This is a genomic window from Fibrobacter sp. UWB11, assembly GCF_900143015.1.
Lineage (GTDB): Bacteria > Fibrobacterota > Fibrobacteria > Fibrobacterales > Fibrobacteraceae > Fibrobacter.
In genome coordinates this window covers 1,380,464-1,394,936 of the sequence record NZ_FSRT01000001.1, presented here as the reverse complement: position 1 = coordinate 1,394,936, position 14,473 = coordinate 1,380,464, and the positions used below count along the sequence as shown (strand labels likewise).

The window sequence follows — 14,473 nt, the reverse complement described above, 5'->3', positions numbered from 1 at the left end:
TTATTTCCTATTCACTTTATAGTACGCTTTGCGCACAGTTCCTGTGAAGTTTTGTGCTTCGGCGTTGTTTATGGTACGGCCTTTGAGATCTACGATTTGTGAGTTCTTGGCGCGGTTTTCGTGAACTTTGCTCGCGGCACCTTTATTCCAACGTGCGCCTGCGATTGATGTGGTTCCGTTTTCGTCGACGAGTCCTTCGATGACAGCTGCGCTTCCGTTGAGGCTTGCGTTATAGGGGATTGTCGCATTTTGCAAAAGCTTATCGCTGGTGATGGTGAGTTCGGGCGTTTCGCTGTCGGCGATAGAAATTCCTGAAATGGTATAGGTGGCTTCTTCACCGGGCAAAAGACCTTTGAGCGATTTTTCGCTGCGAATGCCTTTAATGGTCACATAGGCGTTGTGGTAGAGCGGGGCTATACCCACGTTTTTCACGCGGATTGCGGCTGAAACTTTGTTGACCGCAAATCCTGTGACTTCGAATTTGTAGCCAGCATTGGAACTTGCCTCATAGACGCGGCTCCTGGTGGCGTACTTGCCTTCAGGCGCGTCGTTGCCGATGACGTATGTCATGTGGTACTTGGCTGCGGCATCTTCCCAGGTTACTCCGTAAAGTCCGGCGGGGTTCAGAAATTCTTTTTGGTCCTTGTCTTCGTAGTAGCTGATTTCGCCGCCGGCGGGTGATGTTTTCCAGCGGTCTTTGCCCATTGTTTGCCAGTTCTTTTCGTTGTCGCCTTCGCCTTGTGAAATATCGTGCTTTTCGTGCATAAATGAATCGTCAAAAAGTCCGAAATTAAGTGCAAGCAGAGTCTTGTTCCTGGCGATAGGTGTGTATTCATCGTCTGCGGCGTCAATAGAAATGCTCCAAGGTGTTTCTTTGAATAAAGTATCAAGATGTGTCAGAAAATCTCTTTGATAGTCCTTGGATGGGAAGTTCGAGCCGAGCTTGAGTTTGGTGCCGTAGATGTGGTATTCTGCCCAGTGGCCGAAACCCGCTTGTACAAATGCGATGCGCGGGTCTTTATCGTATTTGGCGGCGAAGTCGGCGTAGAATTGTTTGTAGAACCACTGTAATGCTGTGCTGCTCCAGTCGGCATAGAATGTGGGGCCGTCACCGCCCGGATTTTCAGAGAACGTCTCCAAATAATTGCTGTTGGTAACGAAGTAATTGGGAACAGCGGTTGCGCCTTTCACGTTTTCGGTGCAGTTCGGGGCGTTCTTGATGGTTTCATTCGGGTACTCGATGCGGAACCGCACGATGGCTTGGTGCCCACGACTCTTGATATCTTCAAGTAACTTTTCGAAACTGCTCCAGTCGTAGCTAATTTTACCGCCGTATTCCCCAGTGACAACAGCACAGGGGAGGCAATATGAGAATTCTAGCGAGATGGATTTTTGCAAGTCTTTCTGGCTTTTGGCTTGATCGGGCCAAAATACGATGCCCTTCATGGGCTCGAGTGATTCGATGCTCTTGTTTAGTGCAATGGAACGTGCTACTGCAAATGAGCTAGTCGCAAGAATACCTGTTGTTAGTGCGGTAATTGCAGCGCTAGCGAGAAAAAAACTTTTAGTCATACACGCTCCTCGAAAGATTCCCTTACACTGAATTGTGTTTTAAAATATAACGTTTAACATCATTCCTGCGGAGCTTCCGAGCAAGTTGACAGCTGGTGTTACAATGACTTTTGTTCCGTCCTTGTGTTCGGAACGTCTGCGTTTGTAAATCTCGTAGGCATGTTCGTACGAGGCGCGTTTGCTGTTTTCGCCTGTACTAGTGACAATTGTATAAATGCTGCGGATGAGTCCGATTGTTCCGATGGCGGTGAAGGCGATGCCTCCGACTTGAAGTAATTGCCTGTGAGTCTCGGCGTATGAATTTTCTTTTGTTTGGTCCTTGTCTCTAAATGCGATGACTGTCGCAAATACCCCAAATCCGGTAACGACTCCGCTTGCGATGCCTATGGTTGTGGCGTTGCGGACTGCGTCTTTTTCTGCTTGGATCAAGTTCTCGTAGTATCCGTCAAAATCGACTTGCGTGAGCGTTGCATGTTGCTCGGCTTGAACGGAATCTTTTGCAAAATAGGGAGGGCGTAAATCGCTAGACGGATTTGCGTGGGCTGAGCATAATACAGCCGCGATAAGCAAAAGTGCAAATATTCTTTGTATCATATTTCCTCCTCGAATAAAATACAAAAACAGACCGCTAAAGTGCGGTCTGCCTTGTAAAGTTTGTTCGCGATTTTTATTAAACCGCTTCAGCATCCTTCTTCAATGCTTCGGCCTTGTCGGTCTTTTCCCACGTGAAGCGAGCACCCGTGCGGCCAAAGTGGCCGAGGGCTGCGGTCTGCACGTAACCCGGCTTGCGGAGGTCGAGCATCTTTTCGATGCCGGCCGGAGAGAGGTCGAAGTTCTTAGCGACAATTTCTTCGATCTTGCGGTCGTCGATCTTGCCTGTGCCAAACGTGTTCACGAGCACAGAAACCGGCTTGGAGTAACCGATAGCGTAAGCAAGCTGGACTTCGCAACGGTAGGCGAGGCCTGCTGCAACAATGTTCTTTGCAACGTAGCGTGCTGCGTATGCTGCACTGCGGTCGACCTTGGATGGGTCCTTGCCGCTGAATGCGCCACCACCATGACGGCCCATGCCACCATAGGTATCAACGATGATCTTACGGCCTGTGAGACCGCAGTCGCCGTGCGGGCCACCGACAACGAACTTGCCGGTCGGGTTCACGAGGTAACGGGTCTTCTTGTCCAAGAGCTTGGCCGGGATGACCTTCTTGATAAGCTTTTCGATGATTTCCTTTTCAATCACGGAATGCTTGAGTTCCTTGCCGTTCACCTTTTCGTCGTGCTGAGTGGAGATGACGACGGTGTCAACGCGGACCGGCTTGTCATTTTCGTCGTATTCGACGGTGACCTGGGACTTGGCGTCCGGACGGAGCCACTTGATCTTGCCCTTTTCGCGGAGGTTCTGGATTTCTTCCATGAGCTTGTGGGCGAGGCTGATTGGAAGCGGCATGAGTTCCTTGGTTTCCTTGACGGCGTAACCGAACATCATACCCTGGTCACCAGCACCCTGCTTGTCGTCTTCCTTGCCTTCGGCTGCCTTGGCGTCAACGCCCTGGGCGATATCCGGAGACTGCTTGTCCATAGCGACGAGCACGGCGCAGCCCTTATAGTCGAACTGGAGGTCCGGGTTCACGTAGCCGATGTTCTTGATGGTGTTGCGGGCAACTTCCTGGAAATCAACAACAGCCTTGGTGGTGATTTCACCAGAGATAACGACGAGACCGGTGTTCACGAGAGTTTCGCAAGCGACACGGCTTTTCGGGTCCTGGGCGAGGCAGGCATCGAGGATGGAGTCGGAAATCTGGTCGGCGACCTTGTCCGGGTGACCTTTAGAAACTGATTCAGATGTAAAAAGATAATGTGCCATTTGGGGCTCCTATAATAATTCTTTAAATTCAATCTATGCGTAAATTTAGTTAAATGCATAGATTGTGGCAACGAGAAAATAATCCGAATGGCTTTTTTACGCTCTAAAATAGGGGGGTGTGTTGTAAATTAAAATTATATATTTATATTTCCTATAGCTACTAATAGAAAGTTGGATGGCGGAGAGTAAATTCTGGCATGGTGTCAGGATGTCTTGACTAACAAGGAGCGAATATGGATTTGCCTTTTATAACTGCATGGCTTGATGACCTGCTCGACCCAAAATCTTTTAATGATTACTGTGTTAATGGTCTTTGTGTTGAAGCTAATGATAAAGTCACCAAAATCGTGACGGGCGTGAGCCTGCGCGACCAGTTGATTGATGCTGCCATAGAAGAAAAGGCGGATTGCATTATCGTTCATCATCCGAATGGCTTTTGGAAAGGCGAAAACCAGCTCCCGGTAGGGAAATTCGGGGCACGTCTTCGCAAGCTTATGAATAACGGAATTTCTTTGTTCGGCTTCCATCTGCCGCTCGATGGCCACCGCGAAATTGGAAACAATGCCGTTATCGCCAAGAATCTCGGTTTGAACCCAGTCCGTGAATTTGCGTACGAAGGCATGAGGGCTATTGGCGTGATTGCCGAATGGAATACTCCTGCAACAAGAGAAGAATTCTTGGATTGCTTGGATACTGCTTTTGAACATGGCGTGCAGAATAAATTCTTCTACGGTTCCGAACAGATTAAGCGTGTTGCCATTTGCAGTGGCGGTTGTAGCGCATCTGCGGTCAGGGAAGCTATGGAAATGAACTGCGATGCTTATGTGACCGGTAGTATCAAGGAAGATATTCCTATACTCTGCCAAGAAAACGGCGTGAACCTTGTATCTTGCGGGCACCACAGGACCGAAATCTTTGGCGTAAGCGCGCTTGCTGCAAAAATTCAGGCTGAACTGAATATTCCGTCAAAGTTCATTGACTTGGATAATCCGGTTTAGAATATTTTTGTGTAAATGAAAAATAACGGGAAAAAAGGTCTAAAAAACGACAAATTGTTGCATAAACAGGACTTGTAATAAAAAAATAGGGATAAATCCTTTGAAATTTTTGTGCCATTTATTTACATTATCCCTTGATGAATTTCGTTAGGGCCTCCATACATTTCCAGAAATCGTCACGGATGTTGACCGTGAAGGTGCCTTCGTTCATTCTGCGCGGTTCGCTTTTAGCGCGAATCGTCGTTGTTGTTGGTTTTATTCTCTTCTTGGTTCAGGTGCTTTCGACTTCCGTCTATGATGGTATCTTGAAGCACGCTTTCGCAAGTCGCCAAAAGCTCAATAAGGAATTGACGCAAATCCAGAGTACCGTGGATTACATTTCCAATACGTCCAAGGATTTCTTCAATGCCGAAAAAATGCTCCATGCAAAGCTCGGTCTGCCGCTGCCGGATGAAGCTTCCCGTAAGCTGTCGACAGGTGGCCATATCGAACCGAATGTCCAGCTTTTGCGCAATAGTTCTCCTGTGTTCGAACGTACTGCCAAGATGCACGAAGATGTCTGGCGTATTTTTGGACAGATCCAGAACAACGAAGAATCTTTTAATGCTCTGACTAAGTATATCGACCAGAGCCGCTCTGTTTTACGCTACATTCCGTCGATTTCGCCGACCACGGGTCGTTATGCGTCAGCCTTTGGGCCGCGTATCCATCCGGTTACCGGTGAAATTGGTAAGATGCACCAGGGCATCGATATCGGTAATGACCGCTGGACTCCGATTTATGCTCCGGCGGATGGCGTTGTTGAAATTTCCCAGCTGAGTTCTTCTTTTGGGAATTTTGTAGTCCTGAACCATGGCAATGGGTTTAAGACCCGTTATGGACACATGCAGATGTCTGCCGTGACTCCGGGACAGTTTGTACATCGTTATCAAATTCTTGGCTATATGGGCAATACTGGACGTTCCGTCGGTCCGCACCTCCACTATGAGGTCTGGAAAAACGGTGTGCCGGTGAACCCTCTTCCTTATATTCTCCCTAACGACTATGAAGTCGACTAAATCTCGCTAGCGTTTTACGCTTAGAGGGGCGCGCCCGGGGAGGGTGTCGTGAATAATTGTTGTTGTGTGCCGGCATTAGGCTTGGCATTTTTCTCGTGGGCTTTTTCATGTCCGCAGTTTGTTGAATTTTTCCCTGATCCTAAAAATGTTTCAGACCAGGAGGGCGAGTACGTTGAAATTCGCTTGGATGAATTTCGTGCGGATTCGCTTTTTGTGCGGTTCGAAAACAAGGAAATCTTGGCATTTGAATGGCCGGAGGCTGAGCGCTTGGTGCTGGTGCATGATTCCTCGCAGTGTCCTATGCGAAAGAATGTCGCGTGTGGCATGCTAGGGAAGGTCTCGCTCCCGAATTCTAGAGAGTCTATCTGGAAGGCTTGGTCGGGCGTGTGCATGGATTCGGTGACGGTTCCGCAGCCAAAGCCGGGTAAGGCAATTCAGCGCGTGGGCCTTACGGATGAATGGGTGTTTGTTGCTGGTACTTTTGGTGCTGGCGATCCTGAATACGAACTTGGCGTTGAAGAAGAATCGCTTTTGGCTTTGGTGAGTGAACTGGGCAAGCAGGGGCGAACGCTCCGCATGACGGAGATTCATCAATGTCCGGAAGAGCCTATGCCGGAGTGGGTGGAACTTTATAATGCGAGCACGTATACGCTCCCGTTGCAGGAGTTCCGCTTTTGCGATCGTGGTGGCGCTTTGGGGAATGTAAATGATTCGATTCTGCCATTCCAGACATTGCTGGTGAGCAAGGATACGGCGGCTTTGCGGGAGGCTCTTGGAATTCCTGATGTTCGCATGGTTCAGGTATCGCTAGGGTATTTGAATAACGTAGAAGGCTCGCTTCGTCTTTGCTTCCGTAATGAGGTTGTTGATAGTGTTTCTTGGTACAAGGGAATGGTCTCTTGTCCGTTGGGATTCAACCCGTTGACGGGAAAGCGAGAGTTTACGCCGGGGTATCAGCCCAAAAGTGTTTGGATCGGTGGAGGTCGAACTTCGACAAATGTAGCCGTAAATCCTTCTATAAATACACCTATAAATGTGCCTATAAATGCGCCGCTTACATATAAACTTTCTTCGAGGGTGGCTTCGAAAAAAGGTGCTGCGCTTCGTGTGCGTGTTGATTCCGAGCATGATGTGGCGCTTGCATTGTTGGATTCTGCAGGGCGGCGTGTGTGGAAATCCGTTGTTTCTGCAATGTCTAACGAATGGGTCAAGGTGCCTGCACAGGAATATCTTGGAGTTGGTGTAGGCTATGTCGCTTTTTCTGTGGGGGAATACGAAGATGTCATCGGTATTCTTGTTCGCCCTTAAACGTTTGTATGTATTTTCGGCAGTTGTTGTGATGCTTGCTGCATTGGGGTGCTTTGAGCCTTGCTATGCGGCTGAGGGGCACGCCTCGTTTGCGTCTCTCCTTGCGGGTGGACTTTCTCCTGTTGGGCTTGGTGGTTATTATTCGACACCGGCTCGTTTTGCAGACCCGTCGTACGGGCTTTCGTATTACTGGATGGATGAAGTCGAAGAAACCTCGTGGAATATGTCGCTTGAATTTGGAAATCACGACCATCGTGTGGGAGCCTTTGTCGCGTACCTGTCTATGGATTCCTTGTACCGGAACTTGTACTCGGAACTTTCGTATGCGCGTTCGTGGAATCGTTTTGCAATCGGTGCTAGCTATGGGGTAGATATGGAATGGATTCCTGGCGGGGATTTTTGGGCGCGTCATCGTTTTAAGGGTGCTCTTGATTACCGATGGCGTGAAATCCATTTGGCAGGAATGTTGAGCGGCTATACGGATGAAGGTGTTTCGCCTATGGTCGGAGTTCATTGGATTTCGGATGAATCCATAGCCGCTTTTGCGGAATGCGATTTTGATTATTTGTACATAGGGACTGTTTTTAGATGGAAATTTGCTGAAATTAGCTCATCATACCGGTTTCCTGACTTTGCGGTGGCGTTACAGCTGTCTTTTGAAATTTCTCGTTACGGAATATCCTTTGCGCGGGGCTTTAAGCACAATTCAATAGCATGGAATGGCCTCCATGTTACGCGTTGGCTTAAAGATGAAAGGAGGAAAATTAACTAACTTTGACATATGAAAAAAGTCGTCCTTTTATTGATTGCTTTGTCTGTATTGTGTGTGGCTAAACCGGCAAAGAAGCAACCCAAAGCGAGTGCTGAAAAAGCTGTAAAAACGGAAGTGGTCGAAAAGGACGAAACCCAAGCTGCCGAAGAAAACGCTATTGCTGTGGAAACGCCTGCATCTGATTCTACTGGACAGGACGAATCAGAGATTATGGATTCGACGGTTACCATTTATATCCATCCGTTTAACTTTATGGTGCCGTATTCGCATTTCTGGGGTGGCGTCAATGTACCGAATGGATTTACGGATTATCCGTTGTACTATTTGACGGTGGAATGGAAATTGATGGAAAAAATTTCCCTTATTTCGATGCCGCATTATGTGCGTGTGGACCGAAAAAGAAAAAGCGACCGCTACAAGATTCATGATATCGGTTTGCAGGAAAGTTTCCGTTTGTATGGTGTCGGTGGCAAGCGTTGGCGCTATTTCCAGGTAGGCTTCTTAGTGGATCATCTGCATATCCATTCGAACCGCGATGGTGGCTTTGATGGTTGGCTTTACGGCTTTATGCTTAATGGTGGCGTCAAGAAGGTCTTGAACGGCGGGGAAGGCTTCTTGGGGCGCTTCGCCGTGTTTCTTGACGTAGGATTAGGTTACGTCTGGACTAGTGATTTTGATGCGGACCGCAAAGATCGATTCTTTGAGATGGACAAGGGTCTTGTCATCGACGTGAACGCTGCGATAGGATTCCAGATTTAAAATCAATTAGGAATTAGGAGTCCGGAATTCGGATTTAAGTCGTCATTGCGAGCGCAGCGCGGCAATCTAAAAAAGAAGAAGCACTTCTCAAAGAGAAGTGCGGTTTTTGTTTCGCTATCGTAAAACAAACGAAAAGTCCTCTCTTTCGAGAGGACTTCTTCGCGGGATAGACGAGGCTTGAACTCGCAACCTCCGGCGTGACAGGCCGGTGCTCTAACCAAAATTGAGCTACCACCCCAAATCGTTTCCGATTCTTCGGTAGTGGACGATAACGGATTCGAACCGCTGACATTCTGCTTGTAAGGCAGACGCTCTGAACCAGCTGAGCTAATCGTCCAAATGATTACTTCTTTTCTTCCTTGCCGTTGAAGAGAATTCCAAGCGGAATAATTACAACGTAAGCAATTGTCAAAATAATCGGTGCAACCGAGAGGCTGATTGGATTATCTGCAGGACCTGTGCCCAAGCAAATGAAACCGATGACGAGTAGTAAAATGCCAATAGCTATAAGAACAAGATTCTTTTTATTTAACATTTTCTACAACCTCAAGATTACGTGCCAAATATACAAATATTAAAAGTCTTGTCAACCGAAAACGGGCTTTTTTGCAAAAAAAAATGAAATTTTTTTGAGTATGTTTTTGGGGAGTTTGGAACAAAGTGCTGACATCGCTTTTGTGCCGTGTGGAACTATGTATGGTGATCCCGTCCCCATTCGCGGATCATGACCACATAAGAGCAAAAGCTCTAAGTGGTCAAAGACATCGAGTGCGGGGTGACAGTAAGGGTGAGTGCGCACAGCAAACGAAAAGCGCTTCTCAAAGAGAAGCGCTTTTTCGCGGGATAGACGAGGCTTGAACTCGCAACCTCCGGCGTGACAGGCCGGTGCTCTAACCAAAATTGAGCTACCACCCCAGTGGTTTGTTTTTGTTTGTTAGGTCTTTCAACCGAACGACCCAAATATAAAAAGATTTAAATTAAGTGTCAAGGGTCATGTGCAAAAAAAGTGAAATTTTTTTGAAAAAAAAGATGCTCGAGAAAGTCGAGCATCTAAATCCCTAATTATGCATTTCAAATTCCGGATTATCTCTGTCCTGGGTATTTGACACGGGTATGGTATGTTCCGTCCAAACTATGCAAGAACGCTTCTTCGAGCTTTGAAAGTTCCTTTACGGACAAATTACTTTCGTTGAACTGCCCGTCCATGAATTTGTCGAGAATCGTCTTGTGGATCATGGATTCAAGAGCTTCGGAAGATGTATCTGCCATGGAGCGGCTTGTGGCTTCGATAACGTCTGCAAGCATGAGGATTGCTGTTTCCATGCTTTGTGGACGCGGGCCCTTGTAGCGGAAATCCTCTTCCTTGACTTCTTTTCCTGTTTCCTTAGCGAGTTCTTTAGCCTTGTGGTGGAAATACTGGATGAGCGTCGTGCCGTGGTGTTCCTGGATGCCGGTAGTAACAAGTTCCGGAATCTTGTATTCCTTCGCAAGCAAAATGCCTTGAGAGACGTGGCCCGTCAGGATTTTTACGGATTGGTACGGATCAAGGTTGTTGTGCGGGTTCACGCCTTGCTTCTGGTTTTCTGTGAAGTATTCCGGGCGCATTGTTTTGCCTAAATCGTGGTAGAGTGCCATGACGCGGACTAGGAGCGAATTGGCGCCAATGCTTTCGGCAACGCCTTCTGCAAGGTTTGAAACTTGAATGCTGTGGTGGAATGTGCCCGGTGCAAGTTCAGAAATGCGCTTGAGTGCAGGTCTGTTGAAGTCGGACATTTCCATGAGCGTAAGCACTGTCGTGATGCTGAATACTTTTTCGACGACGTGAATCAAGAGCACTGATGCAACTGCGGTAAAGATGATGATGTTTGCGCTTGCTGCGATGAGCGTCTGGTAGAATGTCACGAAGTTGAATCTGTTGCGGAGGAGAAGCATTATGCTGATGGATGCTGCTGCTGCAACGACACCTGCAATCATACTCCAAGCAAACTGAACACGGTAACGCATGCGGAAGAGCGGTGCGATGACTGCGATATTGACAAGAAGGCTCGTGAGCGTTGCGGCAAGGTCGTATCCGTTCAAAATTCCATAGAATCCGGCGGAGAATGTTGCAAAAGCAAGTCCCATGCGGAAATCATAGAGCACAACGGCAATCACGGGCGTAAAGGTAATGGGGTAGAGCCACATGAAGTCGATGGCATCGGGGAGGATGCTGTCGGGCCTGTTGAGTGTTCCAGAAAGGTTATGGATAATCCAGAATGCAAGGAGCTGCAATACGGTCAAGAATACAAGGCTCCACAACTGGCGCGGTGTCTTGAACATGGTGCGCGTCGGCGTGTAGAGGCAGAACATGATGAGCAGCGTAATGATAATGACAAAGACGAGCACGTTACCATAAGGAGCGGTGAGCATCTTCGAATTTTCTTCGTTCTGTTGAGCAAGCTGGAGTGCGTCAATCTTTTCGAGGATTTCCTTGGTGATGGGTGCGCCTTGTGCAACGATTTCCATGCCGCGGGGAACCATGCCCTTGATGAGCGTGACCTTGTTGCTTGCATCAAGCTTGCGGGCTTCGGTTTCTTTTTCGAGATAGAAAACGTTCGGGCTGGTAAATACGTAAAGAGCTTCGTAGAAAGCGCTCTGCAATCCCTGCTCTGTAGAGAACGAACTCTGCAATTGACCGAACGCTTCGTCGATTCGGCGCTGCATGGGTTGTATTTCGTTGATATCCAGCGTGTTTTCTTCGTTTTCCTTGATGAGAGAAATCGTCGGCTTGTTGTAAATGAGATTCTTGATTTGCTTGATGTTGTAGCTGTTGCAGAACAGGTTCACTTCGGTTTCTGTTTTTGCAAGGAGCGTGTTCGAAACACCTTTTTGCATCATCTGGTAGAATACGGACATCAACGAATCGCGTGCGACTGCGTTTGTGCTCAAGGGCTTGATAGCTGTAATCGAAAGACGCTGTTTGAGCTGGTCGTAAATGCTGGAGGCTTCCTTGATTTTCTCCTGCATGGAGGCGCTGCCATCGTCTTTGCTGGAACTGATGACGGACTGCATCTTGCCGTACTGTTCCAGTTTTTTGAGGTACTGTTCCAGTTCGCGTAACAGGCGCGTTGTTTCATCGGCGTTGAACTCGAAAATGGCATTCACCTTCTCGGCTGCACGAGCTTTTTCGTTCTGAATTTCCTGTTCTGTTTTGGGAACTTCAAACTTGAACGGAGCGACTATCGTTCTCGTACTGAGCTGGCCCAGGTGCGGGCGTTCGGCGCGGAGTGCGATATTCTTGTCGGGAAACAAGATAATGGCAATGAGGATTAAAATAACCCAGCCGATAAACAGATGAATTTTTTTCTCTTTCTTGTTCATTTAACACTCTTCTATTTTTTGAGCTCGTTCTGTTCGTAAGCTAGCAAAATGTCTTTGACTAAATGATGTCGAAGAACGTCAGTGGCGCTAAATTCGACTTCGGCGATTCCCCGGATCCCCTTGAGAATTCTCATGGCGTGTTCCAGACCGGAAACTTGCCCTTTGGCGAGGTCAATTTGGCTTGTGTCACCAGTGATGATAGCCTTGCTGTGGGGGCCGAGTCGGGTGAGGAACATCTTCATCTGGGCGGTTGTCGTGTTTTGCGCTTCGTCCAAGATAATGAATGCCCGTTTTAGAGTGCGTCCACGCATGTAGGCAAGCGGTGCGACTTCGATGGCTCCGGTCTCTTCGTAACGGCGCAACTTTTCTGTAGACAGAAGTTCGGAGAGGCTGTCGTGGATGGGGCGGAGGTAAGGCGCAATTTTTTCTTTCAGGTCGCCTGGCAAAAATCCGAGCGATTCGCCTGCTTCAACTGCTGGGCGCACAAGGCAGATGCGTTCGGCTTCACCGCGTTCGAGGCTTGCAACGGCAAGTGTTACAGCGAGGAATGTTTTACCTGTGCCGGCAGGGCCTTTCGCAAAGATGATATCGTTTGTTTCGACTGCCTTGACCAGTTCGGCCTGTGCAGGAGTCTTTGCGGAAACGCTTATCCCGAACCTGTTCCTGAAGATGGGACTGTCGGGGATGGCTTCGGTAAAGGGGGCTTCCTTGGGGCCGAGCATGCGTTCGAGCTGCTTAGCATCCAAAACTTCGCCGTTGCGCGCGGCGATTTTAAGCTGGTCGAGGACTGCTAGTATGCCTGACATGTCAGCATCTTCGAGCGGGACAATGTCGAGTCCCGGAAGTCGGGTGCGTATTTCAACGCAAAAACGGCTCTCCAGTAATCGGAAAACCGTTTCACGTTCGCCTGAAATAACTCGTTTCAGGTTGTCAGACAGCGAGTAATGCCTTATACTACTCTGCATCTGTAGAAGGTTGCTGAATCGGAAGACCAAGCTTGGTTCTTGCTTCGAAGATTTCCTTGCGGAGCTTGTGGTTGTCTTCGTTTGCTGCAGAAGCTTCGTCCTGAGTCTTCTTCAAAGTCTTTTCGTTGATGACTTCCTTGGGCGGTTCCTTCTTCACCGGTGCGGCCGGCTTTGCAGATTCAGTGTTGTCACTGTAGCCTGTATAAGAAGAGGATTCGGTGGAGGAATCGTTGCTTCCCGTATAGCCAGTGTCACCGCTGTCCGAGTTAGAAGAACCTGCGCAAGCCGTGAAAAGTGCTACAGAAAGAGAGGCGAGAACTAATTTCCATTTTTTAAGAGACATTATTTAAGCTCCATTCTAGTCTTTGATGGCTAAAATATATATAGTTGTGGCAGAAAAAATGTTAAAAAAGGTAAAAATTGACTATGCAATCACGAAAAACCGATGTTCAGGCCTATTCTCAGGTCTTTTTATCGTCTAAAAATTACGATTCCAAGAAAATTTATGCGAAAAGACGTCTGTCTTTGATGAAAAAATTGGATTCGTTCTGCGTTTTTGCAGGAATGCCTGTTGAACCAGGGGGCGAGGAAGCCTTTGTTCAAACTTGGACTCGCTTTGTGCAGGATCCGGCCTTTTTGTACATGACCGGCGTGAACCAGGCGGGGTGTTTTCTGGTTTTGGACCCGCGGAAAAGCTCTACGACACTGTTTGTACCTAAAAAAGATCCGTTCAAGGAATTCTGGAACGGTAAACGTCTCGGTTTTGTGGATGGCGAAAATGTTGTTTCTCGGTTGACGGGGATTGATGATGTTCGACCGGTTGATGATTTATGGCCGTTTGTCGAATCGCTTGCTGCGGCTTATTCGAATGGTAAGGCTGCCGTGGATCACGCTTTTGCTTTCTTCTATGAAAAATTCAAGGGCGACCACAACGAAAAGTTTATGCTTAAGATGAAAAGCGTACTCCGTCGCCATAAGATGAAGGTCAATAGCTGTGCCGACATGCACTTTGAGGACCGCTTGGTGCTAGAACCGGAACGAATTGGCGATGCCCACATGGCGCAAGAGATTACGGATGAGGCTTTCCGTGCGCTTTTGCCTGCGATGAAAAACATGAAGACAGAACGCGATGTGGCGCTCTATCTGAACTACGAAATGCAGCGCCGTGGCGATGGGGACCTTGCGTTCCCGACAATTATTGCGGGCGGCAAGAATGCCTGCTGTTTGCATTACGTGAAAAACGACGAGCCTTTGCGTGATGGTGAACTTGTGCTCTTTGACTTTGGTGTGCGGTTCGGGACTTTGCATAGCGATATCTCGCGCACAATCCCTGTAAATGGCAAGTTTGACCCACTTCAAAAAATGTTGTACGAAATCGTGCTCGAGTCTGCGAAGGTGTACCAGCGCGTGGTGCGTCCGGGCGTTTCGCTCAAGGAAATAGGCATGATTTGTTGGGAGTTCATCATGATGGAACTCGACCGTCGACTCGTAAAGGGGGCGAAGGGTTCGTTCAAGTTGCTTTACGAAAAGCGCCCGCATGGGGTGAGCCACTTTATTGGCGAGCATATTCACGAAGGCGCCCCGGGCTCCCGCTCATTGGATGTGGTGCTAAAACCGGGAATGTTAATCTCTTGTGAGCCAGGACTTTACGGTGATTTTAGTGCGACAATTGATGGGGTGCGCTACCGTGAAAGTATCGGAATACGCATAGAAGATGATTTACTTATTACAAAAAGCGGATTTGAAAATATTTCGGAGCATATTCCGCGTACAGTAGAGGATATTGAGGCTCTAATGAGGTGATTTTTCTATCTTTT

General features: G+C 48.0%; 13 protein-coding genes and 3 tRNA genes. 6 read left to right on the top strand and 10 right to left on the bottom strand.

Translation table 11 applies throughout. The annotated features are described in order from the left end of the window. The 3 genes from BUQ91_RS05945 to metK form a co-directional block, all read right to left on the bottom strand. Entirely contained in the window at positions 1-1,572 is a 1,572-nt protein-coding gene (locus tag BUQ91_RS05945; protein ID WP_074208503.1) for a DUF4832 domain-containing protein, read from the bottom strand. A 39-nt stretch (positions 1,573-1,611) separates the two neighbouring features. After that, positions 1,612-2,166 carry a hypothetical protein gene (locus tag BUQ91_RS05940; RefSeq protein ID WP_074208938.1) on the bottom strand — a complete coding sequence of 185 codons (555 nt, stop codon included), beginning with the start codon at positions 2,164-2,166 and terminating at the stop codon, positions 1,612-1,614. Between the two features lie 76 nt (positions 2,167-2,242). Beyond that, positions 2,243-3,436: a methionine adenosyltransferase gene (metK, locus tag BUQ91_RS05935; RefSeq protein ID WP_072828400.1), complete on the bottom strand. Its 1,194-nt coding sequence runs from the start codon at positions 3,434-3,436 to the stop codon at positions 2,243-2,245. Between the two features lie 233 nt (positions 3,437-3,669). Here metK and BUQ91_RS05930 point away from each other — a divergent pair, with 233 nt between their 5' ends. From BUQ91_RS05930 to BUQ91_RS05910, 5 genes are all read left to right on the top strand, one after another. Continuing rightward, positions 3,670-4,434 carry a Nif3-like dinuclear metal center hexameric protein gene (locus BUQ91_RS05930; RefSeq protein WP_072828402.1) on the top strand — a complete coding sequence of 255 codons (765 nt, stop codon included), beginning with the start codon at positions 3,670-3,672 and terminating at the stop codon, positions 4,432-4,434. 137 nt (positions 4,435-4,571) lie between these two features. Beyond that, entirely contained in the window at positions 4,572-5,492 is a 921-nt protein-coding gene (locus BUQ91_RS05925) for a M23 family metallopeptidase (RefSeq protein WP_074208502.1), read from the top strand. Positions 5,493-5,540: 48 nt separating this feature from the next. After that, complete coding sequence (locus tag BUQ91_RS05920) at positions 5,541-6,800, top strand: lamin tail domain-containing protein (protein ID WP_074208501.1); 1,260 nt, start codon at positions 5,541-5,543, stop codon at positions 6,798-6,800. Beyond that, positions 6,772-7,572, top strand: coding sequence for a hypothetical protein (locus tag BUQ91_RS05915; RefSeq protein ID WP_074208500.1), 801 nt, complete (start codon positions 6,772-6,774; stop codon positions 7,570-7,572). The genes BUQ91_RS05920 and BUQ91_RS05915 overlap by 29 nt, the downstream gene beginning before the upstream one ends. A gap of 9 nt (positions 7,573-7,581) precedes the next feature. Next, the gene (locus BUQ91_RS05910) at positions 7,582-8,331 is read left to right on the top strand and encodes a hypothetical protein (protein ID WP_254842258.1); all 750 of its coding nucleotides are present in this window, start codon (positions 7,582-7,584) and stop codon (positions 8,329-8,331) included. Positions 8,332-8,493: 162 nt separating this feature from the next. Here the strand turns inward: BUQ91_RS05910 and BUQ91_RS05905 are convergent. From BUQ91_RS05905 to BUQ91_RS05875, 7 genes are all read right to left on the bottom strand, one after another. After that, positions 8,494-8,569 (bottom strand) — tRNA-Asp (locus BUQ91_RS05905). A gap of 24 nt (positions 8,570-8,593) precedes the next feature. After that, a tRNA-Val gene (locus tag BUQ91_RS05900) sits at positions 8,594-8,668 on the bottom strand. Between the two features lie 6 nt (positions 8,669-8,674). Next, positions 8,675-8,866 carry a hypothetical protein gene (locus BUQ91_RS05895; RefSeq protein ID WP_072828410.1) on the bottom strand — a complete coding sequence of 64 codons (192 nt, stop codon included), beginning with the start codon at positions 8,864-8,866 and terminating at the stop codon, positions 8,675-8,677. Between the two features lie 304 nt (positions 8,867-9,170). Then, a tRNA-Asp gene (locus tag BUQ91_RS05890) sits at positions 9,171-9,246 on the bottom strand. Positions 9,247-9,414: 168 nt separating this feature from the next. Continuing rightward, positions 9,415-11,691, bottom strand: coding sequence for an HD family phosphohydrolase (locus tag BUQ91_RS05885; protein ID WP_072828412.1), 2,277 nt, complete (start codon positions 11,689-11,691; stop codon positions 9,415-9,417). A gap of 11 nt (positions 11,692-11,702) precedes the next feature. Then, complete coding sequence (locus tag BUQ91_RS05880; RefSeq protein WP_254794398.1) at positions 11,703-12,497, bottom strand: PhoH family protein; 795 nt, start codon at positions 12,495-12,497, stop codon at positions 11,703-11,705. A 148-nt stretch (positions 12,498-12,645) separates the two neighbouring features. Next, positions 12,646-12,999 carry a hypothetical protein gene (locus tag BUQ91_RS05875; RefSeq protein WP_072828416.1) on the bottom strand — a complete coding sequence of 118 codons (354 nt, stop codon included), beginning with the start codon at positions 12,997-12,999 and terminating at the stop codon, positions 12,646-12,648. Between the two features lie 83 nt (positions 13,000-13,082). Between BUQ91_RS05875 and BUQ91_RS05870 the strand changes: the two genes are divergently transcribed. After that, positions 13,083-14,459 (top strand): aminopeptidase P family protein, encoded by a 1,377-nt coding sequence (locus BUQ91_RS05870; RefSeq protein WP_083601157.1) that lies wholly within the window; start codon positions 13,083-13,085, stop codon positions 14,457-14,459. The last annotated feature ends 14 nt before the right edge of the window (positions 14,460-14,473 follow it).